Source organism: Raoultibacter timonensis (assembly GCF_900240215.1).
Classification (GTDB): Bacteria; Actinomycetota; Coriobacteriia; order Coriobacteriales; family Eggerthellaceae; genus Raoultibacter; species Raoultibacter timonensis.
In genome coordinates this window covers 845,540-872,462 of the sequence record NZ_LT964681.1, presented here as the reverse complement: position 1 = coordinate 872,462, position 26,923 = coordinate 845,540, and the positions used below count along the sequence as shown (strand labels likewise).

The 26,923-nt window shown below is 60.3% G+C and carries 19 protein-coding genes; 5 read left to right on the top strand and 14 right to left on the bottom strand.

Annotation, left to right across the window (positions count from 1 at the left end; all coding sequences use genetic code 11):
* Nucleotides 1–7: 7 nt before the first annotated feature.
* The 3 genes from C1722_RS15720 to C1722_RS15710 form a co-directional block, all read right to left on the bottom strand.
* Nucleotides 8–2,449 (bottom strand): molybdopterin-dependent oxidoreductase, encoded by a 2,442-nt coding sequence (locus C1722_RS15720; RefSeq protein ID WP_102380269.1) that lies wholly within the window; start codon nucleotides 2,447–2,449, stop codon nucleotides 8–10.
* 153 nt (nucleotides 2,450–2,602) lie between these two features.
* Nucleotides 2,603–3,304 (bottom strand): ferric reductase-like transmembrane domain-containing protein, encoded by a 702-nt coding sequence (locus C1722_RS15715; protein ID WP_102380268.1) that lies wholly within the window; start codon nucleotides 3,302–3,304, stop codon nucleotides 2,603–2,605.
* A 328-nt stretch (nucleotides 3,305–3,632) separates the two neighbouring features.
* Entirely contained in the window at nucleotides 3,633–5,558 is a 1,926-nt protein-coding gene (locus C1722_RS15710) for an FAD-binding protein (RefSeq protein ID WP_180995311.1), read from the bottom strand.
* Nucleotides 5,559–5,691: 133 nt separating this feature from the next.
* Between C1722_RS15710 and C1722_RS15705 the strand changes: the two genes are divergently transcribed.
* Together C1722_RS15705 and C1722_RS15700 are read left to right on the top strand one after the other, a co-directional pair.
* Nucleotides 5,692–7,236 (top strand): helix-turn-helix domain-containing protein, encoded by a 1,545-nt coding sequence (locus C1722_RS15705; RefSeq protein WP_180995310.1) that lies wholly within the window; start codon nucleotides 5,692–5,694, stop codon nucleotides 7,234–7,236.
* An 88-nt stretch (nucleotides 7,237–7,324) separates the two neighbouring features.
* Entirely contained in the window at nucleotides 7,325–8,614 is a 1,290-nt protein-coding gene (locus C1722_RS15700) for an amidohydrolase family protein (protein ID WP_102380266.1), read from the top strand.
* 186 nt (nucleotides 8,615–8,800) lie between these two features.
* On the opposite strand, the gene C1722_RS15695 is transcribed toward C1722_RS15700, so the two are convergent.
* Entirely contained in the window at nucleotides 8,801–12,511 is a 3,711-nt protein-coding gene (locus tag C1722_RS15695) for a S8 family serine peptidase (RefSeq protein ID WP_102380265.1), read from the bottom strand.
* 633 nt (nucleotides 12,512–13,144) lie between these two features.
* On the opposite strand from C1722_RS15695, the gene C1722_RS15690 reads away from it, so the two are divergent.
* The gene (locus tag C1722_RS15690) at nucleotides 13,145–14,626 is read left to right on the top strand and encodes a cytochrome ubiquinol oxidase subunit I (RefSeq protein WP_102380264.1); all 1,482 of its coding nucleotides are present in this window, start codon (nucleotides 13,145–13,147) and stop codon (nucleotides 14,624–14,626) included.
* 8 nt (nucleotides 14,627–14,634) lie between these two features.
* Nucleotides 14,635–15,663, top strand: a complete 1,029-nt coding sequence (gene cydB, locus C1722_RS15685) for a cytochrome d ubiquinol oxidase subunit II (RefSeq protein ID WP_180995335.1) — start codon at nucleotides 14,635–14,637, stop codon at nucleotides 15,661–15,663.
* Between the two features lie 93 nt (nucleotides 15,664–15,756).
* Here the strand turns inward: cydB and C1722_RS15680 are convergent, their stop codons facing one another.
* From C1722_RS15680 to C1722_RS15645, 8 genes are all read right to left on the bottom strand, one after another.
* On the bottom strand, nucleotides 15,757–17,043 hold the full coding sequence (locus tag C1722_RS15680) for a sensor histidine kinase (RefSeq protein ID WP_102380262.1): 1,287 nt from the start codon (nucleotides 17,041–17,043) through the stop codon (nucleotides 15,757–15,759).
* A 2-nt stretch (nucleotides 17,044–17,045) separates the two neighbouring features.
* On the bottom strand, nucleotides 17,046–17,726 hold the full coding sequence (locus C1722_RS15675) for a response regulator transcription factor (RefSeq protein WP_102380261.1): 681 nt from the start codon (nucleotides 17,724–17,726) through the stop codon (nucleotides 17,046–17,048).
* 137 nt (nucleotides 17,727–17,863) lie between these two features.
* Nucleotides 17,864–18,559 (bottom strand): TorD/DmsD family molecular chaperone, encoded by a 696-nt coding sequence (locus C1722_RS15670; protein ID WP_102380260.1) that lies wholly within the window; start codon nucleotides 18,557–18,559, stop codon nucleotides 17,864–17,866.
* Between the two features lie 13 nt (nucleotides 18,560–18,572).
* Entirely contained in the window at nucleotides 18,573–19,445 is an 873-nt protein-coding gene (locus C1722_RS15665; RefSeq protein ID WP_180995309.1) for a dimethyl sulfoxide reductase anchor subunit family protein, read from the bottom strand.
* A gap of 2 nt (nucleotides 19,446–19,447) precedes the next feature.
* Entirely contained in the window at nucleotides 19,448–20,014 is a 567-nt protein-coding gene (locus C1722_RS15660) for a 4Fe-4S dicluster domain-containing protein (protein WP_102380258.1), read from the bottom strand.
* Nucleotides 20,011–22,596 carry a molybdopterin-containing oxidoreductase family protein gene (locus C1722_RS15655; RefSeq protein WP_102380257.1) on the bottom strand — a complete coding sequence of 862 codons (2,586 nt, stop codon included), beginning with the start codon at nucleotides 22,594–22,596 and terminating at the stop codon, nucleotides 20,011–20,013. The genes C1722_RS15660 and C1722_RS15655 overlap by 4 nt, the downstream gene beginning before the upstream one ends.
* 37 nt (nucleotides 22,597–22,633) lie before the next feature.
* Nucleotides 22,634–23,506: a 4Fe-4S binding protein gene (locus tag C1722_RS15650; protein ID WP_102380256.1), complete on the bottom strand. Its 873-nt coding sequence runs from the start codon at nucleotides 23,504–23,506 to the stop codon at nucleotides 22,634–22,636.
* The gene (locus C1722_RS15645; RefSeq protein ID WP_102380255.1) at nucleotides 23,503–24,120 is read right to left on the bottom strand and encodes a 4Fe-4S dicluster domain-containing protein; all 618 of its coding nucleotides are present in this window, start codon (nucleotides 24,118–24,120) and stop codon (nucleotides 23,503–23,505) included. The genes C1722_RS15650 and C1722_RS15645 overlap by 4 nt, the downstream gene beginning before the upstream one ends.
* 706 nt (nucleotides 24,121–24,826) lie before the next feature.
* Here C1722_RS15645 and C1722_RS15640 point away from each other — a divergent pair.
* Nucleotides 24,827–25,372 (top strand): pyridoxamine 5'-phosphate oxidase family protein, encoded by a 546-nt coding sequence (locus C1722_RS15640; protein ID WP_102380254.1) that lies wholly within the window; start codon nucleotides 24,827–24,829, stop codon nucleotides 25,370–25,372.
* A 185-nt stretch (nucleotides 25,373–25,557) separates the two neighbouring features.
* Here C1722_RS15640 and C1722_RS15635 read toward each other — a convergent pair whose 3' ends face one another.
* Together C1722_RS15635 and C1722_RS17050 are read right to left on the bottom strand one after the other, a co-directional pair.
* On the bottom strand, nucleotides 25,558–26,502 hold the full coding sequence (locus tag C1722_RS15635) for an aminopeptidase (protein ID WP_102380253.1): 945 nt from the start codon (nucleotides 26,500–26,502) through the stop codon (nucleotides 25,558–25,560).
* A 160-nt stretch (nucleotides 26,503–26,662) separates the two neighbouring features.
* Nucleotides 26,663–26,923 (bottom strand): AroM family protein (locus C1722_RS17050; RefSeq protein ID WP_180995308.1); only part of this gene is annotated, 261 nt, incomplete at its 5' end.

The window sequence follows — 26,923 nt, the reverse complement described above, 5'->3', positions numbered from 1 at the left end:
ATTGCACCTACGCTTTCTCTACTTCGACCAATACGTCATAGAAAGCTGTACTGGTTTGGCCTATGAACTCTTCGGTCGGGTTGATGGTGAAATGGGTGAGCATCTGGTAGTTGCCCTCGATGAATTGCTCGGGCGTCCATCCGCTTGCCGTTGCGACAGCGCCGGGGTGGATGCCTTCGGTGAGGAACGCCTTCATCTTGCATTCGCCGCGATCGTTCTTGATGAGAACGACATCGCCGTGCTTAATCCCTCGGGCTTCGGCATCAACGGGGTTCATCTCAAGCATCGGTTCGCTTTGCACGATGCTGAGCTCGGGAATGAGGATGTGCTGTGAGTGCACGTTCAAGCGGTCGTGGAATTGCAGGTATACGAGTGGATACTTTTGGCCGAGCTCGCCTGCGGGGTCTTCGAGCATCGGTACGTAGGTGGGAACCTCCTGCTCGTAGGGGACGAGCTCTTCGTTGTAGAGTTGGAAGCGCGTCGAGGGGGTGGGAAACGTGCTGTCAGGCCGGAAGATCAGCGGCTCGAAGATCGCATCCGCGCGGGCGAAAATGCCCTCTTCGGCTACTTTGTCGAAATCGAAGCCCTCCCATGCGGGATGCTCGTAGTTGAAGAAGCCGCGCGCCCATTCCTCATCGGTTTTGTTCCAGTATGCCTCGAGGCCTACTTTCTGTGCGAGCAGCGACATGATTTCGACGTCCGACTTGCTTTCGCCCATGGGCGTGATCTTGGGCTTGCTGACGATGACCCAAGGGGTACGGTCTTCGACATCCCATTTTTCCCAGTAGTTGCATGCAGGCAGCACGTAGTCTGACTGCTTGGCCGTCCAGGTCCAATACGGATCCACCGTCACGATCGTGGAAACATTGGGCAGTACTTCGTTGATGACTTTGTTCGCATCGGGGCTCATGTTGACGAAGTTCGAGTTCGCGAACCACAGGAAATCGAGGGGATAGGGATCTTTGTTCATGATCTGGTCGTACATGGTAGACGTTCTGACCATGGTGGCTTTCTTGTCGCCGGTGTTCGACCAATCGGGGTTGCCGAGCGCTGGCGCTTCGATCTCGGGATGGGGCTCGGCTGCCGTGATACCGCCCATATGCGATGCGCCGCCGCCCTCAACGCCTATATACCCAGTGATTGCTGCGAGTACTGCGACGGTGCGGAACGGTGCGAACGAATTCCAAACGCGCTGCATGCCCTGGCCCATGCGGATGCCTGCTGGTTTTGCGTTGGCGTACTCGAGAGCGAACGTTTCGATGACTTCTTCGGATAGTCCGGTGATTTCAGCTGTTACGGGAAGCGTGTATTTGGAAACCTCGTCGACCAAGTGGTCGAATGCCGTCCGCACCGCTTCGCCCTCTGCATCGAACGTGCCCGAGAGGGCGGGTGTTGCGCTTTCGTCGGTGTACTTTTTGGCGCTGTTCGAAGCGGTGTCCCATATCATCCAGTCTTCGCCGTCCATGAGGTAGCTGCCGTCTGATTCCTTCACCAAGAAGGGGGCTACGCTGTGTGCGATCAACCATTCTTTGTCATGGAGATCGTTGCCGATAATGACGTTCATCATGCCGAGGGCGAGCGCCGGATCAGTTTGGGGTTTGATGGGGATCCACTGGTCGGCAATGGCGGCCGACGAGCACAGCCGCGGGTCGACCACGACTATCTTCGCTCCTTTTTCGCGAGCCTGTACAAGGTAGCGGAATTCGGAGGTGTGCGTGTCTGCCACGTTGCGTCCCCACAGGACGATCATGTTGGAATTGAGGTAGTCGCGCGTGTCGTGAGAGCCGCGCTTCACGCCGTAGGCGAGAATCATGCCCATGCTTGCGCCCTGATCGCCCATGATTCCTTCGATGTCGAACACGGTGCCGCCGAAGGTGCCCGCGAATCGCGTGGGTGCGCTCATCGAGAGGTTGCCCGAATTGCCGGTAAACGAGTAGAACGCTGCCGATTTCTCGCCGTACTTCTCTTTGGTCTCAAGCAACTTTTGTGAAATCTCCTCGATTGCCTGATCCCACGAAATGCGTTCGAATTCGCCCGAACCGCGTTCTCCCGTACGCTTCATCGGGTACATGACGCGCGCATTTTCATCCTGAGTTTTCTGGCTGAGCGCCATGCCTCGCAGGCAGGCGTTCGCGTAGTCTTCGCGGCCCGGCGTATCACCCGGGGTGACTGTGACGATCTTGCCGTCTTTGATATGGGCTTTGAGATGACAGTGCGATGTGCAATTGAGATTGCAACATGCGTGTGCATAGGTGATGCCCTCATTCGGGTCGGTGGTTGATGTTGCGTCCTCCTTTGCCGGCGGTTCGCTGTCCGGAGCGCAGCTGGCAAGGCCGAATCCCAAAGCCGAGGTGACGGTGATCCATCCCGCGCCCTTCACGAAGGTTCGGCGGGTGAACTTGCCGTCCTTCACGTACTCCAACGGTGAAGTGTCCGTTTTCTTTTCCATGTTCCTCCTATCGTCTGATGGCCGCAGTCGGTTTGCCTTCGGCGCGTAAAACGCTCCTGTGCGCATGCAATTCGCTTCCCCCCACTGCGGACCGAACAAGTATAGGAAGGGCGAGGCGTGCTCTTCTGCCCAGAATTGGTCACATGGAACGCATCATTTGGAGGCGATTGTCCGGCGAGATGCGATGCGCTGGTCGTCGAAACGTGATTTTCGAATACGCAGGATGGTGTAGATGAGGGCCACGCCGAGGTAGACGACTATGCTCTCCCAGGCCGCTGCCTTTTCGGCCGCCGCTGCTGGTGCCAGGACGAGCACGATATGGATGGCGATAAGGGCGAAAAACACGTAGGAGGCCCTCTGGAGCCGCTTCCATGTTTTCCCTGGCATGAGCTTCCGGATGCGCTCGAACGATGTGACGGTCAAGATTGCACCGAGAGCAAGAAGAGCCGATACGGTGGCAAGCTGCATCGCGTGCAGGGGCGAATCTCCGAGCATAGCCAACAGGTTGGGAAGGTACGATTGAACTTGCGCGGCAATGTGGAGGATCGCAAGCGCAGACGCCGTTACAGCGAGATCTTTACGCAGCGGCTGCAGAATGTTTCTTGCCGCTGACGATTCCCTGAAAACGCCGATGAACATGACGATGGTGAAAAGGGATAGCGCGATAAGCCCCTTGCGGACGAGCGGAAAAACGGCTTTCCAAAGAGGAGCGGGCAGCATCCCGTACGAACCTGCCGCATACAGTGCTATCAGGGCTGCCGCTGCTATGTAAAGCGGTGCCGAACGCATTTTGAAGAGGAGGCTCGAGGCGACGACGAACGCCGTTGTGCCAAGCAGCGCAACAAGATATTCCATGCCAAGCGGCCCTTTCGGAATCGGTATGCATAATCGATCGATAGGTGATCGTCGATGATCTCCGATCCAAGTCTAGCGATCGATCCAATTCCCATCTGCCAAACATTGGGCACATGACTGGATGGATTGCGGCGAATTGGGGACTCGGGCATCGGTGCTGTGGCCTTTCGGCCTGTCCTGCGATTCTGGGGTCCTGGGAGAACCGGCGGAAGCGAAGATGGTTTCGCTTCCGCCGGTTTCAAATTCTAGAGTGTGCGATTCTAGAAGCTCGTCGTCGTGCGGCGCAAGGGACGAGAGGGTTCGCGCTGCAAGCGATAGAGCCTGAAACCTACAGGCCGGGAGGGCCACCGGCCGGGTTGTTGGCTGCTTCTTCGGCCATCTTCGCGAGCTTCTCGGCGTAGACGTCGGCTGCTGCCTTGTCCTCTTCGAGGTGCTGGGCGATGTGTTCGCCGGCAACGTAACCCTGGGTTGTCGCAATACCAACCGAGTTTCCGGCTGTCAGCGTATGGTATTGGATGGCGTAGCGACCGCCGCAATCGTTGCCGCAGGCGTAGAGGCCTTTGATGATGCTGTCGTCGAGGCGACGCACTTCGAAGTTGTCGGTTACGAGTACGCCCGACATCTGCACCATGCCGCTCGAGATGCGACCCTTGTCGGTATTGCCCGCCATGCCGAAGAACGGCGGCGTATCGAGCGGGTTCATGAGGTCTGCGTCGCGACCCCAATCGGTGTCTTTGCCTGCAGCGCACATCTCGTTGTAATGCGCGATCTCGTCGAGCAGACCCTGCTTCGCTTCGCCTTCGTATCCGAGGATGTCGGCGAGCTCTTCAAGCGTTTCGGCGGCATACATCTTCGATTTGCTCATGCCGTAGCCGGTGAACCCGTACACCTCGAAGCCGTCGGGTCCCGTCTTGTAGTTGGCGAGGTCTTCTTTCACGAGATCCCATTCGCGGGCGCAGGTGGTCGAGGACATGTTGTGCTCGTATCCCTGGTTCTGGATGTTCTCTTCCCACTTTCCGTCGGCGATCGTGCACATGAGCTCGCCGCGTTCGCGTCGGGCCATGAATCCGAGACCGCCGAACTGTAACTGCGCATCGTTGAAGAAGCGCTTGCCGTCAGGGCCGAACACCGGGTAGTTGCCGATGGCGGTGAGGCCGGGCACACCCATGCCGTTGCCGAAGTTCATTGCTGCGCGCGGACCGGGCTCGATTACGCCGCCTGCCCAGCAGGCGAGCTTGTGGCCCATGCCGTCTTGCCCCATGCCCATGAATCCGGAGGGGTCGGTAGTATCGAGGCCGCTCGCTTCGGCGAGCTCGCGCACCTCGTCGTTCAGAGCGAGCACCATTTCGCCGTTGCCGGAGAAGTCGCCGCATGCGAGCAGCACGGCTTCGGCGTTAACCTTCACGTAGCCGTCGGAACCCTTGCCGTATGCACCCGTCACATCGCCATCTTCGTTCTGGATAAGCACGACGGCCGTGGTGCTGTACAGCCACTCCGCACCGTTTTCCTTGGCTATATCGATGCTGTGCTGAAGCACGGTTCCCCATGCGGGCTGGTTCTGGCCTTTGCCGAGGGTATCGTTGAAATCGCGATACGATATGGTACCGGGAAACGAGGTGTAGCCGCTGTGGTTGATAGCGACGGCGCGCCTGCCGTTCGGGAAGCTGTAGAACACGGAGAACTCGTCGAGCTCCTCTTGCGGCGCCGCTTCTCTGATCCAGTCGGTGACTTCGCCCGAGCGCGTTGCATACATCTTTGCGATCGAGGGCATTGAGCGGCAGTAGCTGCGCAGCTGCCATTCGTTGAGGACCTGCATTTCGTCGATCTCTTCGGCGCCGGTTTCGAGGTAGGCTTTCGAATTGATCGTGCCGCAGTCGCAGCCGATGGGAGCCCAGGTGTCCTCGGGCTGCTTTTCCATGACGACGACTTTCATGCCGAGTTCCGCCGCACGGCGGGCGGCGCATACGCCGCTGTTGCCACCGCCGATTACGAGTAGTTCGGTATCGACGGTACTCGTCACATCGGCCTCGTCGACCGTGGGCTTTTCGCCGAGCCATGATGGATTGGCAGCGCCGTCAACGCTCGCAGCCGAGTTGTTGTTGCTCGCGGCGGCCTGCGTTGTTTCCGCGTCGGCGGTTTCGCTCGTTTTACCGGGCGCGCATCCTGCGATCATGCCGGCGGCGGCTGCGCTGGCGCCGGCGAGCGCGGCGCCTTTGAGGAACGAGCGCCTCGATACACCTTGGGTTACTTTCATGATGATCCCCCCTTGGAATCGTCGTGTCGGTTGCATCCGATTTCTTCACTTCGGACGGCTTCACCCTACCAAGAGGTGCCTTACCAAAAACGGGTGGTTTTGTCCTATACTGCTTGCGGAGGTGGAAAAACGCATGGATGAGGCACGTACAACCGAGCTGGGCGGAGCGCGGCGAATCGCAATGATCTGCGCGAGTCCGTTGACGATTGGATTCGCTCTGTTTCTCGTTTGGCAGAACGCCTCGCTTACGTTTTTGTTCCCCAGCTCTTCGGGACAGATACTTTCCCCGCTTCTCGTCGGCAGCATGAGCGTGGCTTTTCTGCTGGCACTCTGCTTTATCAGCTACCGTCGCGATGCCGGAACGTTTACGCCGGCATGGTCGATCGGCTTATCGTTTATCACAACGGTTGCCGCCTGCGTTGCCTGCGTGCTCGTTGCTCAAACGCTGCTGCCGCTTTGGGGTATTTACGTTGCCGCTGCAGCGCTTGGCTTTTCGGCTGCAACCGTTGCGTTTGTGTGGGCAACCGTGTTCGCCGAGCGCACGTCGGCCGATACGCTCGTTGGCGTGTGCTGCGCGTTCTTCTTGGCAAGCGTGATCGATTATGCGGCAATGCACAGCGGCTACTTCACGATACCTGTCATCGTAGTGGCGTGCGGCATTGGATCGTGGGTCTGCTACGTGCTCGCTGTTCGTTCAAAGCCTCTCGATGAACGGCCGCTGCTCGTTCGGCCATCCAATACCAAGGAGTTCGTGAAACTTGGCATCGGTTTGGCGATCTTTGCTGTGGCGCTCGGAATCGTGGCGGGCACGACGGCCGATGTTGCTACCGAAGAGTCCATGCGCGAGCTCAACGGCAATGCAGCGTTGGCAGCCATCGTCCTGTCGTTGGTATGTTTCGTTGCGTCGATTGCATTCAGGTCGCGCATCGAACCGATTACGCTCATCAAGGTGTTTGCACCGTGCTTGGTGGCGGTGATACTGCTCAACATCGTCAACCTCGATCATGCAGACGTGTGGCTTTCTCCTACAATTCTCTCCTGGACGTTTCTACGGCTGTGCGTGTTCCTCGTGCTCATCAACATCGATCGATGCCGCATCGTGAGTCTGCCCATGCTGTTTCCTGCGGTATGGACCGTGCTTTGGTGGGGCTATGCGGCTGGCGTGTTCTCGGGACAGAACATTCTTCCCTTGGCGGGCGGCGGTACCCAGGCGCTCCTGAACAGCATTGTGCTCGTCGCCGTACTCGTGGTGCTCGGCGCGATCCTGCTGGTAGGAAACCGCGTGACCATGAGGGTATCCCATGTTGGGGAAGGAGAGAAGCCGCCTCGATGGGACGGCGGCGAAGCAGTGTCTGGCGCATCGGTCGCAACCGGTTCGAAATCGGAGACGGAAGTGGAAAAGAGTACTGCGGGCGAAGGCGTAGCGCCCGACGACACCTCTGTCTCGGAACGCGAGACTCTCGAACAACGCTGCGAACGCATTGCGGCGACGCATCAGCTTTCTGTTCGCGAGGCCGAAGTGCTTGTCTACCTCGCGCAAGGTCATACGCGGGCGAGCATTGCGAAAAAGCTCTTCGTTTCCGAGAACACGATTCGCGAGCATGTGAAGAATATCTACAAGAAACTCTACATCCACTCTCGTCAACAACTTATCGATATGGTGGACGCGCGGCGGTAATCAACACATCTGCTTTCCTCCGTCTGCGGCGCTGCGGTTTGCGCGGTATACTGGCGCTGCAAGGCATTCACGGAAACGAGGCTGGCTCATGGACTACGTGCTTTCAAACTGCAACCTGTTCGATGGAACATCGGATGAGGAAAATCTGCGAGAGGGCGTCGATATCTACGTGCGCGACGGCTCTATCGCCGCAATTACCGATCATGGCGAGGTGGAACCCGGCTTCCAGCGCATCGATTGTGCGGGCAAGTACGCCATTCCCGGCTTGATCAACCTGCATGTGCACCTGTTCGGCACGGGCAAGCCGAGCAAGGCGCTTTCGGGCGGCGGCGGTGCGCAGATGCTCATCAAAATCACCAAAACTGCGCTCGGTGCGAAGGTGCTCGATTCGATGGTGAAATCGGGAGCCCAGGCGCAACTTGCTTCGGGCGTAACCACGGTGCGTGCAGTGGGAGATTTCCATTGGTCCGACGTGCGTTTGCGTGACCGTATCAACGCAGGGGCGGTGCGGGGTCCGCGTCTGCTCGTATCGGGTCCGGCGATCACGGTTCCGGGCGGGCACGGTGATGGAACGTTCGCGCAGACGGCGACCGATCCCGAGGAGTTGCGCGCGCTCGTTCGCAGCCACAAGGAGCACGGCGTCGATTTCATCAAGATATGCGTAACGGGTGGCGTGATGGATGCCAAGGTGAAAGGCGAGCCGGGCGAGCTCAAAATGAGTCTCGAGCAGACGGCGGCAGTATGCGATGAGGCCCATAAGCTCGGCTTCTACGTGGCGAGCCATACCGAAAGCACCGAAGGCGTACGGGTGGCGCTCAGCGGGGGAGTCGATACCGTCGAGCATGGAGCTCCCGCAACGCCCGAGATCATCGAGCTGTACAAGCAAACGGGGTCGGCCGACATCTGCACGATCTCGCCTGCCATCCCCCTGTGCAAACTCGATCCGAGCGTGACGCTCATGAACGAATTCACCCAGTTCAACGCCAACGTGGTGTTCGAGGGCATCGTCCAGGGCGCCCGCGATGCTCTCGACGCGGGCATTTCTGTGGGACTCGGTACCGATTCGAGCTGCCCGTTCGTGACCCAGTACGACATGTGGCGCGAGGTGTGCTATTTCGCGAAGCATGTCGGCGTCTCGCCCGCGTACGCATTGCATACAGCTACGCTGCTGAACGCCCGCATTGCAGGTATTGCCGAGGAAACGGGAAGCGTCGAAGCGGGCAAGTGCGCCGACATCGCTCTCTACGACGCCAATCCCCTCGAAGACCTTACTGTCCTTCGCACGCCGAGCATGGTTGTGTCGCGCGGATTGCTCGTCGAGCATCCGGCTGCCAAACGCCTTACGATGGTGGATGCGGAGCTCGATAAGCTGCTCTAGGCGAAGGCGAAGGCGAAGGCTCGGGCGCCGGGTTTTCGCACGACGGCATCCGCAGCGCGCGAGTCAGCAAAACCCGCGCGGTAATCCGCGCACAGCGAGCCCTGGTTTGCTCTGTGCGACGGCAGGTGCTTCAAGGCGGCAAAACGGGCGGTCGTCGATGCGGCCGCCCGTATTCTTCGAGTATGTCTACCGTCCGCTTTTGCTTCGACGGCGGACGTCGAAGCTGAGCGCGAGTGCCGCGAGGCTTGCAAGGCCGATGGCGGCGAGGAGGATCGTGTGCGGATCTCCCACCTTCGCTAACGTCGATCCTGGCTTGTCCGAGCCGCCGGGGTCGGGATCGCCGCCCGGTCCGCCGGTGTAGGAGAAGCGCGCTTCGATGGTGGCAGCTCCGGTCACAGGGAAGGTCCATACGGCATCGCCCGAAAGCAGCGTATTGTCAGGCGCGTACCAGCCGCTGAAGGAGTACCCGGCTTTCGGTAAGGCGCTCGCGGTAAAGCTGTCGCCGACGAGTACGCTGCTGGCTTCTGCCCAGTTCCCGCCCGAAGCGGTACCGCCGCCGCTTGCGGTTACGGCAACTTCGTGCAGATTGCTCGCAGAGGGCATGCGGTAGAGACCGGCGGTCGCCGCAGCGGCGGGTGCGATGCCGTCGGAAACAGACGAGGTGTCCAGAGGCGATTCGGGCGAATCGGAGAGAATCGCGTAGTACGAATCACCGAGTACGGTTGCCCCGAGCACCGGCTTGGCAGGATCGGCCGAGTAGGGGCTCGTCTCCCATGCATCGGCTGCAGGGTCGTACGAGAACAGCGTGCCGTACGAAGTGAGCGAATCGCCGATGAAGTGGATGCGTTCGCCGTCGGCTACCGGATGGTAGCGGCAGAGCGCGGGGCTGTCGATGGCGGGAATGTCGTTCGAGGGACTCTTCTCCGTCCATGCGGTTCCGTCAAACACATAGGGAACGAACTGCCTCGTCTGCGAAATGCCCTCTTCGGCGGTGCCGAACGAGATGAGGAAATCGCCGAGCTGCGTCATGTAGCCGAAATCGCAGACGGTGCCATCGGTGTCGGTCGGGCCTCCGATCACCTCGGACGTCATGGCTACGGGGTCGATCAGAAGCAATCCGAACAAGGTGTCTTCCTCGGAGATGCTCGAGCTTGCCAAAGCTATTCGGCCGTTGTAGGTACCCGCCTGAACCGCATCGGCAGAAGCGAGCCCGTCCACGGCGAACGGATCGCCAAGGCTCTCCCACGCGCCTGTCGCCGCATCGTAGCGATACAGCCAGGCGAGCATCGTGTAGATGGGGTTTTCCGCCTGCGGGTCGTTAGTCGTGTAATAGGTATCGACGGCGTAGAGTTCGCCGTTTGCCGCAAGGTAGTACAGGTTGCTTGCGTGTCCGCTCTCGATACCTTCTGCCGAGGGCAGGTTCGTCCATGCGTCCGTAGATACGTTGTAGGAATATACCGCTTCGCCCGAATCTCCGGCAAAGTAGACAACGTCGCCGTCGGTGAGCAGACGCTGGTAGTTGAGCATGCTCGAGGAAAGCTCGAAGGGAACGTCGCTTATGCGTTCGAGAAGCTGCGTTTCCGCAGTGTCGTCGGGGAAGAAGTAGCGCGCCTTGTAGGTGTGGCCGTTCTTTTCCACGTTGACGCGATGGTAAGCGTTGTCGGCATAGGCCGATGCATCGAAGGAGGTCGTCATGCCGTCAGGCGCTGCCGTTGCCGATGCAGGCGTGTTGTCGATGGTGACAGTCGCTCCGTCAAGTGCCCGTCCGTGAAGCGTTGCCGCACCATCCTCGAAAGTGAGGGCGTAGCTTGTGGGATTAAGGGTGCCCGCCGCCTGCACGGCCTCGTCGAAGACGAACCGCCCGCCCGAGGCGATCTTGCCCTGCTCGGTGGAAACGAGGCTCTCGGTGCTGCCGATGAGTCGCCCGCGAAGCTCGAGGGGCGATTCGACATCGCCGTACAGCGAACACAGCGCCGCATAGCAGCCCGCGAGCGTCGGGGTTGCCATCGAGGTTCCGCTCATGATGCCGTAATTGCCGGTTGGAGTCCCGAGGCCGAGGTCGTCGAGGAAGAGCGTGGTGGTCTGCGTCTCTTGGTTGGCAGGCAGCAAAACCAGCTTGACCTCGAGTGTCGGAGATCCGCCGGCAAGGGCGGCAGGGTCGGCGATCTTGTAGGTGACATCGGAGTACTGATGGCTTGGCATCGCTGCGATCTCGACGGAACCCGTGTCGCCGACGAGCTTGACGGCCGCCTGGGCCGAGAGCACGCCCGACGCAGGAGTTTGCCGTTTGCCCATGAAGCCGAGGTAGAGGTCTTCGGGCACGTCTGCAGCCGAGAGGCCGGCGAAAGGGTTGGGTATGTTTAGGGAGAGCTCGACGAAGCCGTCCGGCTCGAAGTCGGCGGTTACCGAGAGCTGCTTCGAATGCCCGTTCTGCTGAAAGCCCCCTGAAACGAGATCGAGCGTAACGGGCACTCCCGGATTGGCGCTTCCGTCCGGATTGTAATACGCGGCCACGAGGTTAAGGTGGTGTTCGACCTCGTCGATATTGGCGTAGCCGTCGAAGTTGTGCAGCGCATAGTTCACGGCTTTCTGCGTCGTCGGGGTGCCCGGTTGCGCCGTTGCGCCGACCGACGAGATGTAATGCTCGCCCACATTTGCCGAGAGCGTCGAGAGGATCGACGAGCCGCCGATGGCCACATCGACGATGGTCTCGTTGTAGTTGGTGAAGTTCGAAAGCGTTCCGTCGGGATCGGCAGATGCCACGACGATGGCGTAAGGGCTTGTGGTATCGGCGGGATGGTTCGGGGTCGGCCCAACGTCCATGCCGTCGTTTCCTGCGGCGATGAAGGTGATGACGCCCGCGCGGCCGATCTGGTCGATGGCGAAATCGATGATGGCGGAGTAGCTCGGTCCGCCCCACGAGCAGTTCGTGGCGACGACGTTCTCGCCCGCCATCTTGGCTTTGAGCACATAGGCGAATGCTCCGATGCACGAATCGTCGTAAATGCCTGCAGTGGCGTCGCTCACCTTGAGGCCCATGATGCGCGCCTGATTGGCCGAAGTGCCGGAGAGGCCTTCGCCGTTGCCGGTTTGTGCGGCGATGGAGCCTGCGCAATGCGTACCGTGCGACGTGACGTAATCGGTGCCGTCGGGCATGGGATCGTCGTCGTAGTTGCCGAAGTCGTAGCCATGCTGCCCCTCAAGCCCGATGGTTCCCGGATTGTTCCACATAACGCCCGCGAGATCGGGATTGGTGTAATCGACACCCGTGTCGATGACGGCCACGATGGGGGAACTTGTCGTTGGGGCACTCGTCGTTTTGCCAGCCGCTTCGAGCGCATCGAACGCCGCCTCGAAGTCGATGCCTTTTGCGGCGGGGTGCGAGGTGGTGCCGTTGCCGAGCGACCATTGGCCCGTTTCATAGAACGGGTCGGAGGCGGGGTCGTATGATGAGATGGTGCGCAGGTAGTTCGGCTCGGCTGCGAGTACGTCGGGCATGGCTTCGAGCTCGGCGATCATGGTCGCCGTGTCGGCGCCGTCTTTCTTCACGAGTGCGATGGAGAGCGAATCGGGCTCTTCATCGAGAAGGGAGAGCGGGCGGGCGATCGCATCGGAGGTGGGGTCGGCTGCTTCGTCGGACACCGTGAAGTCCCACGTGTTCTCGATCGTGTATCCGTCGAGAACGTTTGAGCGAGCGGATACGCCTCCTGCCGAGTCGGCGAGCAGCACGAGCGCCTCCCCTTCGGCGTACGTGCCCTCGACGAGGTCGAGGGGTTGGCTTCCTTCGGTCGCTTCGGCGTACTGCGTCGAGCCCGAAACGAGCGGAACGAGTCCGAATGCGAGAACAAAGGCGAGAAAGACTGCGATGATAGCGGAAAGGGGACGGCGTGCGGTCATGGGTCCTCCAATGGATGTCGTGCCTGCGATCAAACCCGCAGCTCGGCTACTGGCAAAACGCTGCCGGAGCTATCGGTCGAACGAGGGCATTCGTTCGCAGGAACAAGCAATAAAACGATAGCGGTAATAGTAGCATAATTTACTTAAGATCTTCCATAAATGGACGAAGTATTCGGCAGGATACAGCTTATATCGATGTGCCTCCGTGCTAACGATTTGTGGGCAATAGGTGTGCTGTAGGCAACAATACGAACAAATGTTTCACGTGAAACACTGGTGGGAATCGAAAACTACGAATCCCGCAATCTGTTATGAGGCAAGATAACGAGCAGGTAACAGCCGCACTACCTCGCAGTATCCAACGGACGACCCCCTTGAGAAACCTATTTTCGCAGGCGTATGATGGTATCGACATCTGCGCATCGCGGCTGTTCGTAAGAGAAAATACTCTAAATGATATAAAAAAAGTATCATTTACGGACGCAAGGAGCGGTTTCGGTGCTAGAATGTCGACAAAGTTTCCAAGGGGAAACGCCGCTGGTATTCGTAACCGGTGCGTTGGGAGCGAGTCAGACGTCTCATCGCACGGGTAGCGAAAGCGGGTTCAACGCTTGATCAAAAAGGGGGTGTGCGATGGAGATCTTTTCTGATCCGACAATGTTGGCGCGAATTCAGTTTTACCTGACCGCAGGGTATCACTTCTTCTTTGTGCCGCTGTCCATCGGAATTGCATTGATCCTAGCCATCAACGAGACGAGGTACTATCGGTCTCGCAGCGAGAAAGACGCTGCTGCGGCCAAGTTCTGGGTGAAGATTTTCACCGCGACGTTTGTGGTCGGTGTGGCCACAGGCATCACGATGGAATTCTCCTTCGGAACCAACTGGGCGGATTACGCCCGCTTCGTCGGTGACATCTTCGGTGCGCCGCTCGCGGCGGAGGCGCTGCTCGCCTTCTTCCTCGAGTCGGTGTTCTTGGGCGTGCTGCTGTTCGGCCGCGACAAGGTTTCGCCGAAGTTCTATCTGGTGTCGTCTTGGCTGGTGTTCATCGGGTCGGCGCTTTCGGCGCTGTGGATCCTGATCGCCAATTCGTGGATGCAGACGCCTGCGGGTGCCGAACTCAACGCCGACGGCACGAGGGCGGTCATCACCGACTTCTTCGCGGCGGCCTTCAACCCGTCCACCATACCCCGCTACACCCATACGGTTGACGCCCTCATTATCATGGGCGCGTTCTTCGCCATTGCCGTTGCCGCGTACTATCTGCGCAAGGGCAAGCATACCGAGTTCGCCATGAAGACGATGAAGATCGGCGCGGCCGTCGGTATCGTGTCGAGCTGCCTCATGATCGTGTTCGCGCATTCCGCAGCGGTAGTGGTTGCCGAAGAGCAGCCTACCAAGCTCGCCATGATGGAAGGCATGTACGAATCGGAGGTTCCCCCGCTCTATGCGTTCGGCTGGGTCGACGAGGAATCGGGCGAGGTGCTCACCCCGTTCTACATTCCCGGCGGCACAAGCTTCCTTGCAACCGGTACATGGGATACCGAGTTCCTCGGCCTGAACGACCTCGCCGAAACCGAGCAGTACGCCGATCTCGACGTCGATTCGCTACCGGTGAACGCTGTGTTCCAGAGCTACCACATCATGGTTGCCATGTACGGCCTCATCATGGTGTGCGTGATCCTCGCGCTCGTGTTCTCGTTCCGCAAGGGCAAGGTCAAGAACATGCGCTGGCTGCAAACGTTGCTGCTCATTTCGCCGGTGTTCCCGTTCATCGCGATCCAGACCGGTTGGTTCACCACCGAAGTTGGACGCCAGCCGTGGGTGGTCTATCCGTCGACGACGGGCCCTGACGGCGTGAGCTTGCTCACCTACAACGGCGTATCGCAATCGGTCTCGTCGGTTGAGATACTTATCACCTTGCTGCTGTTCGTGCTTGTGTACGCGTTCATCGCAGTGGCATGGGTGCGCATCGTGATGCACTTCATCAAGCAGGGGCCGGTTCTCGCCCCCGCAGGCGTCGGCATCCTCGGTGCCGAAACGGACGATTCCGACGAGGCGAAGGCTGCTTCGACGGTAAGCGACGACAAGGCTTCGGCGTCGAAAGGTGGTGAGTAGTCGTGGAAATGACATTCTTCCAAGTTCTCTGGTTCATCCTGATCTTCGTTCTCATCGGCGGCTACTTCGTGCTCGACGGGTTCGATCTCGGCGCGGGCACCCTGTACCCGTTCGTGGCTAAAAACGATAAGGAAAAGGCGATCGTGCGCAGGAGCATCGGTCCGGTATGGGACGGCAACGAGGTGTGGCTGCTCACGGCCGGAGGCGCGCTCTTCGCCGCGTTCGCTCCCGCCTATGCGACTACGTTCTCCGGGTTCTACCTGGCCATCATGCTCGTGCTGTTCAGCCTGATCGTCCGTGCGGTCTCCGTTGAGTTCCGCGGCTACGATCCCAAATGGGGCAGCGTCTGGGACAAGCTCTTCTTCATCGGGTCGGCTCTTCCGTCGCTTCTGTTCGGCGTTGCGGTCGGCAACATCTACGCGGGCATTCCCATGAGCGCGGGCGGCGATTACATCGGCATTCCGCTTCTGGGGTTGATCACTCCGTTCACGCTGCTCACTGGTTTGCTCGGACTCTCGATGTTCCTCGCGCAGGGCGCTACCTGGCTCGCGCTCAAATCGCCGAAGCCCTCCGCGCTGCGCGATCGTGCCGTGAAGGTTGCGTTCCCGATCCAGATTGCAGCGCTCGTGCTGTTCGTGATCGTTTCGATCTACGGTCATTTCATCATCCAGCCCGCTATGGTGCCCGAGCTTTCCGTGCTGCGCTTCCTGTTCGCGGCGATCGTGCTCGTGGGCATCGTCGGATCGATGGTTATGATGCGGAAGGGATCCGACTTGTGGGCGTTTCTGTGCCAGTCGGCAGGAGCGTTCTTCCTCGTGGCGCTGCTGGCTGCGTCGATGTTTCCGAACTTCGTGGTGGCATCGCCCGACAGCATCGGCCCGTCCATCACGCTCATGAGCGCCGCGGGCTCCGAGCTCGCCCTCATGTGGATGACCATCATCACGTGCGTGGGCCTGCCGCTCGTGCTCGTCTACCACGTCATCATCTACCGCACGTTCCGCGGCAGGGTGAAGGACGAGGATCTGAAGCACTACTAGGAGATTCGCTTCGCACGGCCAAAGCACCTACGGGAGCCGCCTTCGGGCGGCTCCTTTGTGCAGAGGGCATGCGCTCGGATCACGTGCCCGCGCTCATTCATGAAACGTAATGGTGAAGCGGGTTCCCTCGCCGAGAACGCTCGAAACGGTGAGCTCGGCATCGTGGCGGTCAACGATCCAGCGGGCTATCGCCAGGCCGAGCCCGGTTCCTTCGGGATTGATGAAACGGGCCTTGTCGTTGCGGTAGAACCTTTGGAAAACGGAATCGATCTCATCGTCGGCTATGCCGATGCCCGTGTCCTCGATGCTCACAACGGGTCGGCTTTTGTCGAGGGTGCAGGAGATTGTGACGGTGCCGCCCGGCTCGGTGTAGCGGATGGCATTGTCGAGCAGAATCGAAAGCAGCTCGCCGATCCGCTCCCGATCTCCTGTTAAACGCACTCCTGGTTCTATATGGGCGATAACGCGTATATCGCGCGCACTGGCGATCTGTGCGAATTGCTCGTACATGCTTTCGGCAACCTCGCTGAGGTCGACGCTGCTGTAGGAAAACTCGTCTTGGTCGGCGTCGGCGCGGGCAAGGGTGAGCAACGTTGAGATCATCGAAGCCATGTGGTGGGAACTGTCGAGAATGGCTGCAACATGCTTGCTTTCCTGCTCGACCGTACGATCGGGGTTCGCGAGTAGCAGCTCTGCGTTGGTTTGGATCGAGGCGAGCGGGTTGCGCAGTTCGTGCGAAGTGTCGGCCGCAAACTGCCGCTGCTTCTCCCATGCTTCGTTGATGGGGACGATGGTTTTGCGCGCACGCCAATAGCTGAAAACGCCGAAGATGAGAATGCTTGCAATCAGGCAGCCGGCACTGGCGAAGCGCAGCGAGTCTATCATGGCCTTTTCGGAGGTGATATCGAGAAACGAGACCGTTTCGGTGACGTTGTACGATTCGTCCTGCTCCCAGAACACCAACGTCTCGTCGTATACGACGCGGTATATCCGATAGCTCCGATCTCCAATTACTTGCGTCGAATAACCTTCGGGCAGATTGCGAGAGAGGATTTCGTCCATGTGCTCGGCAACCATGTAATCGGCGGGATGGGGGTTGATGTAGCCCTCTTGCGCATCGAAGAAGAAGATGAGGGGGAGCAAACCCGAAGGCAGCCTCTGCGAATGCGATTCGGATGATAGGTGTGATTGGGAGAATCCGGCAAGATCGCGTTCGAGCTTCTCGTCGGTTCGGGCCGTCATGCTCGTTTGCGTAAACACGTTGAGAAATACGATGCACAGCGCAAACAGGATAACGAGCATGATCAGGTTCGCAAGCGTGAGCTTTCGCGTAATGCGCCGTGACGATTCGCCTGCAGAGTATATGCGTTGCTTGCCCATGCTCAGCGTCCCTCGGCCTTGAACTGGTATCCGACACCGCGGATGGTTTTGATGTTGTCTTCGCACGATGCAGCAGCGAGCTTCTTGCGAAGGTTGTGCATGTGCACATCGAGAATGCCGAAACCGATGTCGGTATCGAAGCCCCAGAGCCGATTGGATATTTGGCTTCGAGTGAGAATGGACCCCTTGTTGATGATGAGGAACTCGAGAAGCTCGAATTCCTTCATGGTAAGGTTGAGGTCGCATCCGTTGTAGCGGGCTTCGCGGCTGAGAAGATCGAGTTCGAAGGCACCGTGTGCGAGAACCCGCTTGGTCGCTTCGCCGGCGCTCCGGCGCAGCAGCGCATGCACGCGCGCGATCAGCTCGGCCAGGGCAAACGGTTTGACGAGGTAATCGTCGGCTCCGATGCCGAGCCCCGTAACGCGATCGGCTATGGTGTCGCGTGCGGTGACGAACAGGACGGGGGTGTCGACAGCGTTGGAGCGCAGCTCCTTGACGATTTCGAGCCCCGACATGCTGGGCATCGTTATGTCGAGCACAAGCAAGTCGTAGATGCCTTGCGCTGCGAAAAAGTACGTATCGGCGCCGTCGCCGACGCTGTCCACCTCGAAGCCTTCCTTGCCGAGGGCTTCAGAAATTGCTTGGAGCAGAGAAGCGTCGTCTTCGGCGACCAAAAGCCTCATGGCATCCTCCTTCGCGGTGCTCCATCCTGTTGTACCATCCGTTGCTGCGGCAGTCAAACGAGGGACGGCGGGCAGGTGCGATCCGAACGTTTACGGGGGTTGCCGTCTGCCGCGAGAACGGCAGACGGCAACGACGGTTACGCCGCTCCGGCCTTCGACGGGGTCGCTTGCGGCTCGCCTTCGACGATCGAGGCGTCGAGCATAAGAAAATCGCTGGCGATGTCTGCGATCGCGCGATAGAAATCGGTCTTCGCACAGCGCTTGACATCGGCGCAGAAATCGGGGATCCACCGCATGGCATGGCCGAGGAGAAAGCCGATGCGCTCCGATTCGACGCTCCAAGCGCCGTCGGTATCCCCCTTGCCCAGGAGGCGGTGCACGTCGTGTGCGTAGCGGGCAAGCAAGGCGAGCTCGGTCGAAACATGGTCTTCGTCGGAAACCATGTCGATGGCAAGCGCGATGCGCTTGCTGCGCAACACGGCGTTCATTTCGTCGAACGCTTCCTGTTTGAGCAGCTTCTCATCGCTCGTGTACACCGATTCGTAGGGAAACGCGCCATCATGGCGAGGCCCGATGCCAAGGAACGTGGCCGCATAGTCGACGGCGAGCTCGGTAAGAGGCGCATCTTCGCAGCGGGCCGCATAGCGCGCCAACCGGGCGAATCCCCCTGAGGCGTCGCTGTTCGATTCGGTGTGCGCTGCGGCGATGTCCTCGACCGCCTGCCAGAGCCGTTCGTCCGCCTCTTTGCTGAACGCCTGGCCGGTGAAAGCGTATATGCTTTCCCGTGCGGCGGATAGCTGCTCGAGCTCTTCTGCGGTGCAGTAGTGAGACATGGGGCCTCCTCGCCTAGTAGATGAACGATTGGACGCTGCTGCCGAGCAGGTACATGATCGATCTGATGGCCACCGATCCGGCAACGAGGCAGACGAGCCCGACGAACAGCACGCTCGGGCGGGAAAGGACGGCGGTGCCGCCTTTCGCCTGCGGCTGCTTCCCGAACGCCTGCATCGCCGTGAGCGCAAGCGGCACGATCAACCCGAGTGCAACAGCCGCGCCCCAGAACAGCAGGGCCAGATCGCCGCTCAGCAGCCGATCGATCGAGCGGGAGGGATCGGGGTAGGGGGCCAGCGCAACCGCCGAAACGTACAGCACCACGGTGACGGTGCATATGATCGCCGCGACGAAGGATGCTCTGCCGATCAGGGTGCGGTCGGCATCGTCGACGTGCTTGATGCGGGAAAGCACCGTCATGGTAAGGGCTCCCATGGCGAACGCCGCACCGACGTACATGATCGGGAGGAACAGCGTGTTCCATGCGGGGCGCGCCCCCTGCACGTACGCTTCGCCCGTGATGAACGGAAGCGCGATGGCGGCGATCAACCCCAAAACCGCAAGCGTCTTGAGCACGGCGGGCGACGCCTTCTTCACCAAGGCGATGCAGAGGGCGACGATCAGTACGCCTGCCACCGCCGTTGCGAGCAGCTCCTGGGTGATGCCCGACTGAAGGTTGCCGAGAATGTAGAGGATCCTATCGGGGTTTCCCAAGTGAAACGCCGAGGCGAGGCCTCCCGCAGCGATCGCTGCAAGAGCGATCACGACGCCGGGCATCCGCAGGGATTCGGCTTTCCCCGCCAGAATGAAAGCGCACACGAAGCCGAGGCATCCCATGCTCAGGCCCGCGAGCACGCCGAATACGAGTAAAGGCCACTGAATATCCATTGCTAGCTCCTCCATGTCTGATTGGCCAACAGAAACGCTTCGCCGGGGGTGTTGCCTACGTCGGCAAGACGGTGCAGGCTGTCACCGGCAGAGGCGAGCTTTTGGGCGACCTCGGAAGCCGGATCGTCGGCATCTCCGAAAATGCGAGCATGGCCCGGGCAGATATCGACGCATGCCGGGTTCTTCCCATCGTCGACCAAGTGCGCGCACAGCGTGCATTTCTCGATAACGCCGAGGCGGTCGTTGCGCGACCGCACGCCGTAGGGGCATGCCATGATGCAGTATTCGCAGCCGATGCACTTGTTGTGATCGACGAGCACGATGCCGTCTTCTCGTCGGTACGAGGCACCGGTGGGGCATACCTTCACGCAGGTCGGCGTTTCGCAATGCTGGCATTTCACCGGCAGGTAGTACTCTTCGACGTTCGGGTACGTGCCGGTCGGTCCGACGTTGATCACTTTGGTGTAAAAGCGGCCGAGGTCGATTTCGTTCTCCTGGATGCACGCCGCGGTGCACGAATGGCACCCGATGCACCGGTCGAGATCGACGATCATGCGGTGGGTCGTCATTGCTGGTCCTCCTGTCCGTTGCTCAGAAACGCCGAAAGCTCTTCAGGGGTTGTGAAGATGCCCTCGGGCGGCCCGTCGGGCGACTTGTGGATTCTGCACATCGAGCTGAAGTTGTCGGTTCCGACGGCGGGGTCGAACACCTTGTCGTTATCGATGATCGCGTTGGGGTTGCTGTCGAACGCGCCGTGGAGGCCGTCCTGTGCGCCCTTCTCGGGGAACCACCAGTCGTGGTCGCAGTGAACGACGCGTGCATCGATGCCTTCGGTCAGATGGGCCACCTGCTTGATCGACCCCATCGTGGTTTCGATGCATACCCAATCGCCCTCTTCGACACCGTTTTCGTGCGCGGTTTCGGGGTTGATCTCCACCACGGGAAACGGTCTGATGGAGCGCATGTACGCCGACTCCCGGTACTCGCTATGGAAGTACTGGTGGTTGCGCCCGCCCGTCAGCATGACATAGGGGTACTCCTGTGCGAGGTCGGGGTCGCTGAAGGGCGATTGCGGCTGCTCGCGGTATCCGGGAATGCCGCCCCAGCCGAAGCGCTGCAGCTCTTCGGAGAAGATGTTCACTTTCCCGGTCTTGGTTTCGAATCCCGGTTTCATATCTTTTCGGAGAAGGCCCTTTTCGTGTTTGCCGTACGTAATCTCGTCGACGAATTCGCCGGCTTCCCTGAATTCCTCGAAGGTCATTCCGGTTGCTTTGAGCGCGAAATTGAACCAATCGTACTTGTCTTTCCACGTCATATCGATGTCGAGGCGGCTGGCCAGATCGAAGAGGATGTCGACCTCGTCGCGGCATTCGCCCTGCGGCTCGGTGAACGGCTGCCTGATCGTCGCCGTATGGTTGGCGGGCCAGCAGTGTCCCGACTGCGGATACTCGATGCGGTCGATCTCGTTTTGATGGGCGGCTGGCAGCACGATGTCGGCCAGCTCCGCCGAAGGCGACATGAGGAGGTTGACGTTAACGGAGAAGTCGATGTTCTTCAGACCTTCTGCAACCTCCAAGCTGTCGGCGCAGCTGATGATGGGTTCGCAGTTCATGCCCCAGTAGATACGCGGTTGGAACGGCTTTCCGGTGGTAAGCGCGTGGGTTGCCGCCGAGTAGACGCCGTCGCGTATGCCGTAGACCTGGGCTTTGCCCGGGCACATGCTGTAATCGTCGATGTTCGCTTCGATTTCCTGGCGCACTGCGCTTTTCGGGGGCACCGCATCGAACAGAGCCGATCCCTTCGTCGAAGTGCCGGGCTTCACGCTGTTGCCGCCGGGAATCTCGTAATTGCCCGCAAGCGCCATCATGATCGTGAACGCATGCGACACGCTGCTGCTGTTATCGCTGAAGTCGGTTTTCTGACCGCGCGTGAAGCAGGTGCCGGGGCTGCTCTCGATGTACAGCTCGATAGCGTCTTTCACTTGGTCGGTTGTAAGCCAGGTCGTCTCGGCGGTTTTTTCGACCGTCCATTCGGCAGCTGCGTCGGCAAGCTTTTGGAGCGACGTCCGGCGCTCGATGCCTTCGACGTCGTAGGAGCCGAGCAGCGCGGGCTTCGGGTCGTCGACGCTCCAGGCAAGATCGACGGTATCCCAGAACTGCACCGATCCGGTGCCCTCGTCCCAGTAGGCGATCTTATCCTTTGAGCCGCCGTCGGCAAGATCGCTTTCGCGGAGCAGCAACCCGGTTTCGTCGTTGAGCAGAAACGACGAGTTCGTCCACTTGGTCGCAAAATCCTTATCGAAGCGTCCCGAGCTGATCATTTCGTTGATGATCGCAAGGATGAGCGCCATGTCGCTTCCTGGGCGGATCGGAACCCACATCGTCGATTTCGCCGCTGCGGCGGTATGGCGCGGGTCGACCACCATGAGCTTTGCACCGCGGTCGAGGGCTTTCTTGATGTAGATCCAATCGTAATAGCCCCACGAGAACATGCCGCGCGCCCACATGACGATGAGATTCGTGTCCTCGGGATTCCAGCCGGTGAATTGGCAGGGGTTTCCGATCGTGGTCTTCTGGACGAAGTCGCCGGCGATCTTGCAGATGCTGCCGACGCCGAACCCGCCGACACTGCCCATATCGTAGAAGCACTTCTGAAGCACCGATATATTGAGCTGATCGCGTCCCGTCCCGTTGTTTGCGAGAATCGTGTGGCCGCCGTACTGCTCGATGACTTCCTTGAACTTCGGAATGATGATGTCCCACGCCTCATCCCACGTGATGCGCTCCCACTTCCCCTCGCCCCGTTCTCCGACGCGCTTCATGGGGTAACGGACGCGCAGCGGGCTGTTGACAAGCTGCGGAATCGCGAAAGCGCGGCTGCAGATGGTTCCCTCGGAATAAGTACCCGGTCGTCCCTCGACGCGGACGAGCCGTCCGTTCTTCACGATCCCGTTGATGGTACAGCGCCCATAGCAGTTGCGGCACGCGCTGCGGATGACCTGCGTTTCGCCCTCGGTTTGCGCGCTGCCGGCATCGTCCGCCGCAAGCGCGGTGAACGGCTTCCAGGCTTCGTAACCGAGTGCTGCGGCTGTCGCGAGGGCACCCGAAGCGGCCATCGCCTTGACGAACGATCGTCTTGATACTGCGTTCATAGCTTTATCCTTTCTTCCCTTTCGTCTTGCTGGTACGTTATTCGGTGGATTCGGTCATGCGCTCCTCCTTTTCGGCTCTTCGGGGCGATATGCCGACAGCGAGCGATCGATGCGGACATGCTTGTGCGCATTCGAGGCACAGCGTGCATGTTTCGTCGGATCCGACAACGATCGACGGGGGTTCGAGTGACTCCGGGCAGGCTTCCGAGCAGGCATGGCAGGACGAGTCGATGCGGCAGGTGCCAAGGTTCGCTTTCGTCTTGAGCTTGAACGGGCTTATGCGGGCGATGAGGCTTGCAGCCGCTCCGAGCGGGCAGATGCGGCTGCACCATGATCCGAACAGCCGAAGCTCGATGATCAGCATGAGCGGAAAGATGACGAGATCCCAGCTCGGTTGGTACACCGTCAGCGATCGAAAGATGGCGAACATGAGCCCGAACACCAGGCCGATCGGGCAGAACAGGCAGAAAACGGGGAACCCGACGATGAGCGACGCGAGCAGCACGGCGGCGATGAGCGCGATGCTCGGCAGCGGGTGTGCGGCGGACGCACTGCACGATTTTCCCTGCGACGCGCATCCCCCCTTGCTGTCCTGACCGCCTCGCTTAGTGGCGCTCGATCTCGCACGGCTCGCCCCGCGTTTTTTGACCAGACCCGAAGGGCATCCCCACGAGCAGAACGCGCGGCCGAGCAGCGCTGCCGCAGCGATCACCGCGACCAAGGGCGCCAGAACAGCCGCATGGAACTCGCGAGATGCAAGCGATGTTTGGGCGAACCCGAGCGGGCACCATGCGCAGAGGGTCCCCGCATCGGTGCCGAACGCCACGCCTGCGCCGATGGCTGCCAGCACCGCAACAGCAACGCCGGTGCGCACGAGGCGAATCGGATGGGACGGCTTGGGCGGTTTCATGCTCGTTCACGCTCCTTCGCAACGACGACGATGCCCTTCGCTTCGGAGCGGCCGCCCCCGTACGAGCGCAGCGACGAACTCGGGCAGATGAGTTCGCACAGGCCGCATCCGTCGCACAGGGCATCGTCTACGAGGGGGCGCCCCTGCTCGTCGAGCGCGATGGCGTCCTGCGGACACTTGTCGACGCAGGCGGTGCAGCCCTTCCAATCCCAGGCGATGCAACTCCGTTCGTTGACGACGGCGATGCCGTTGACGGTGGCCTTGCCGGACTGCGGAAGGAGGGCTTTGGTGGGGCATACTTCGGAACAGCGGGGCCTCCCCCCGTTCTCCTCGGCGCAGAAATCGCAGTAGTTGCGCGAGAAATCGAGCGTGGGCGTCGAGGCTCCCTTGATGCTTTCGGCGATCGAGAGCGGTTGGATGACACGGGCGTGGCAGACGGAGACGCACTTCTGGCAGCGCATGCACCGGGCGAGAAACCCGCGCTCGGATTGTGCGCCCGGCGGCCTGAGCACGGCCTTGTCCTCGGCGAGCGCGTTGGCGACGCCCCCCGAAGCGACAAGTCCTGCCAGCACCCCTGCTGAAACGAGAAAACCCCTGCGTGACAATCCGGCCATCGTTTCCCCCTGTCGACCGCTGTTGCCTGTTGGCACGCATGATACGGGGGCTGTCTTAATTCTTTCTTAAGAGGTCAATTGCTGCGTCGATGCCTTCATCGGACGCGTGGAACCCTGCGGCTTTGCGGTTGCGAAAACTACGAACGCGAAAACGGCGGCAGAGGTTTGCCTCGCAAGCGGTCGGTACGGGTCCTTTGCAGGTCGCTTCGGCAAGCGGTCGGCTCGAAAATGCAGGTTTTTGCGGATTATGCTGCGCTCGGCTCCCTATTTCGGCCCCTTTGTCGCACTGTCCGCGGCTTGCGGAAAAACCCGTGGGCGTACCGAAGTGAGTGCACGCCTATGATCAGGTGATACGTCTTGAACTGGAAAACCTGTCGGATTGCGGCGACGGTTTCGGGCAGTCGGGTGCAACACAATGTGAAAAAACCTGCAGAACCGGGCAGCAGGCCGAATCGCCGCCTGCGGGCGTGTCGCAGCTGGACGGCGGACGGCCTTCGGGGCGATGCTCGCTCGAAACCCTGACTTTCGAACCGTACATTTGCAAGCGTATTTTTCCTCGTCGGCGGAGAAAAACGGTCTAACCCCGTTTTCTCCTGCGTCAAATTTAGGTACCATGGCCTCCTTATCATGTCGAATGAATCGCACCTGCTTCGATGCGTGCGGTTGCAGACGCGTCGCGTGCGCGCGGCGCATAGAAAGGACGATCATGTTTCGAGAGATACGCAGAAGTAGGCAAGCGCTGCCTGCAGAAGAGGGCAGAGAGATACTCAAGCGCAATACGGCAGGCGTTTTGAGCCTGCACGATGAGCTCTATCCCTACGGCGTGCCGATCAGCTATGCCTACGAGGAGCCTTCGCGCGAACCGGGAGCCCTGTACGGCACCGTTTATTTCCATTGCGCGATAGCGGGGCACAAACTCGAGGCGATCGGGCGCAACGACCGCGTTTCGTTTTGCGTGATCGACCAGGATCGCATTGTACCCGAGAAGTTCACGACCGAATTCCGCAGCGTGATCGCATTCGGCATCGCGCGCGTGGTGTCGGACGACGACGAGAAGCGCCACGGGCTCAAGCTGCTCGCTGAGAAGTACTCCCCGGGCCTCGAAGAGGCAGCCGATGCCGAGATCGAAGGGGAGTGGAAGCATGCCTGCGTGGTGGCGATCGATCTCGACTACTTCAGCACGAAGGAGGCCATCGAACTCGTGCGGGCGCGCGGTGCAGAGCTTGCCGCCGACGAAGATTCGGAAGCATAGCGCAGCCTTCGGATAAGCAGTTTTTGCACGTGCGCGTGCGTACAAAAGAGGCCGAGCCTTCGAGCGGCATCCGCATAATTTTTCACGTGCGCGATGCGGCGATGCAGCCCGACGTCCGCGCGAAGTGCCTCGAATGGGTAAAATGGCGGCCGGTATCCGAACAGGTTGCCGGCCGCGCGCGCCCGCTACTCGCCCACGAACACGCCCTTGTCGATGATGAGCTCGTCGTCGAGGTAGAGCGTGGGATCGAGGATGATGCCGTCGTAATGGCAATCGGCTTTGTTGGTTCCGCCGAACGAAGTGTTCGTGCCGAAGGCGATGTGCACGGTGCCGTAGAGCTTCTCGTCTTCGAGGATGATGCCCGAAAGGATGGCCTCGTCGTTCGTTCCGATACCGAGTTCGGCCACCGCGCCGTTTTCCGGTCGGGCGAACAGGATGTCGAGAGCACCCGTGTCGTCGCCGTCCATCGAAACCAGGTGCCCGTTTTCAATGGTGGCAGTGAGGGGGCTGTCGAGCTTGCCGATGCCCACCATCGACCCGTCGATTATCATCGAGCCGCCGCCCGCGCCCTCGACGGGGGCGATGTAGGCTTCGCCCGAGGGAAAGTTGCCACTCGATCCGGACTCGCGGTACACGCCGGGGCTCGGTATGCCGGGGCGTCCGTCCAAAGAGAGCTCGAGGACGTGCCCGTCTTTCTCGATGCGGGCGGTTTTCGCACAGTCGAGCCGTTCGGTTAGCCGTATCGTGCGCTTCTCGACACGCGTGTAATCGGCGCATGAGGCCCCCTCGCGCAGCATGTCCAAGGTGATGCCCGGCATGGTGACCACGCGGGTGCCAGCGGCCGCCGCTTCGATACGGGCATTGGTATGCGTGATCGATTTTGCCGTGGGGCACAGCGCCACATCCGCTTTGCACATGGCGGCTGCGACCGCTGCGGGAGGCTCCTGCCCGGCAACGTCGAGTTCGGGCATCTGCACGAGGAGCGCCTTACGGCCAAGTTCTTGGGCGGCTCGGTAGAAAAGCGCGCCCACCTCGGCGGTGGGATCGTCGGTAACGACGAGCAGGGTTTCATCCTCGGCAAGGCAGAGGCTGTCGATGATGATGCGCTTGGCGCGTTCGGTCAGTTCCATATACGGGCTCCTCTTGTGTTGTGATAGCGAACAAATGTTTCACGTGAAACATGGTGTTTCGCGGCTCGGGAAACGTGCGCTGTCGTTCGTCGGTTGCAAAACCAAGCAGCGGTTCGGATGCCTCGGGCGACGCAGGCAACCATAGCCTGGCCTCTGCAGATCATAGCAGTTCCTTAGCCGCTTCGGCGACGATGGCGCGCGGCAGCACGACGGTCTTGCCGCTTGCTCGTTCGATATCGCGCGCCATGGCGGTCGAGTAGCCGATGCAGTCGAGTACGATGGCGCCGGCGTCGGTGCGTCCGATGGCTTCGGCTGCAGCGATTCTCGGTTCGGCGGGGCCGTACGGCGAAGCGGCAAAGAGCGCGGGCCTGCTTCCGAGCAGCTGCTCCCACCGGTTTCCGATATCGCCTATCTGCGACTC

Bases quoted from the DNA above. Each gene is read 5' to 3' on its own strand.
- C1722_RS15715 (WP_102380268.1), bottom strand. From the start codon at position 3,304: ATGGAATATCTTGTTGCGCTGCTTGGCACAACGGCGTTCGTCGTCGCC.
- C1722_RS15710 (WP_180995311.1), bottom strand. From the start codon at position 5,558: ATGAAAGTAACCCAAGGTGTATCGAGGCGCTCGTTCCTCAAAGGCGCC.
- C1722_RS15660 (WP_102380258.1), bottom strand. From the start codon at position 20,014: ATGACGACCCACCGCATGATCGTCGATCTCGACCGGTGCATCGGGTGC.
- C1722_RS15680 (WP_102380262.1), bottom strand. From the start codon at position 17,043: ATGGGCAAGCAACGCATATACTCTGCAGGCGAATCGTCACGGCGCATT.
- C1722_RS15655 (WP_102380257.1), bottom strand. From the start codon at position 22,596: ATGAACGCAGTATCAAGACGATCGTTCGTCAAGGCGATGGCCGCTTCG.
- C1722_RS15705 (WP_180995310.1), top strand. From the start codon at position 5,692: ATGGATGAGGCACGTACAACCGAGCTGGGCGGAGCGCGGCGAATCGCA.
- C1722_RS15650 (WP_102380256.1), bottom strand. From the start codon at position 23,506: ATGAAACCGCCCAAGCCGTCCCATCCGATTCGCCTCGTGCGCACCGGC.
- C1722_RS15670 (WP_102380260.1), bottom strand. From the start codon at position 18,559: ATGTCTCACTACTGCACCGCAGAAGAGCTCGAGCAGCTATCCGCCGCA.
- C1722_RS15635 (WP_102380253.1), bottom strand. From the start codon at position 26,502: ATGGAACTGACCGAACGCGCCAAGCGCATCATCATCGACAGCCTCTGC.
- C1722_RS15665 (WP_180995309.1), bottom strand. From the start codon at position 19,445: ATGGATATTCAGTGGCCTTTACTCGTATTCGGCGTGCTCGCGGGCCTG.
- C1722_RS15700 (WP_102380266.1), top strand. From the start codon at position 7,325: ATGGACTACGTGCTTTCAAACTGCAACCTGTTCGATGGAACATCGGAT.
- C1722_RS15645 (WP_102380255.1), bottom strand. From the start codon at position 24,120: ATGGCCGGATTGTCACGCAGGGGTTTTCTCGTTTCAGCAGGGGTGCTG.
- C1722_RS15720 (WP_102380269.1), bottom strand. From the start codon at position 2,449: ATGGAAAAGAAAACGGACACTTCACCGTTGGAGTACGTGAAGGACGGC.
- C1722_RS15690 (WP_102380264.1), top strand. From the start codon at position 13,145: ATGGAGATCTTTTCTGATCCGACAATGTTGGCGCGAATTCAGTTTTAC.
- cydB (WP_180995335.1), top strand. From the start codon at position 14,635: ATGACATTCTTCCAAGTTCTCTGGTTCATCCTGATCTTCGTTCTCATC.
- C1722_RS15675 (WP_102380261.1), bottom strand. From the start codon at position 17,726: ATGAGGCTTTTGGTCGCCGAAGACGACGCTTCTCTGCTCCAAGCAATT.
- C1722_RS15640 (WP_102380254.1), top strand. From the start codon at position 24,827: ATGTTTCGAGAGATACGCAGAAGTAGGCAAGCGCTGCCTGCAGAAGAG.
- C1722_RS15695 (WP_102380265.1), bottom strand. From the start codon at position 12,511: ATGACCGCACGCCGTCCCCTTTCCGCTATCATCGCAGTCTTTCTCGCC.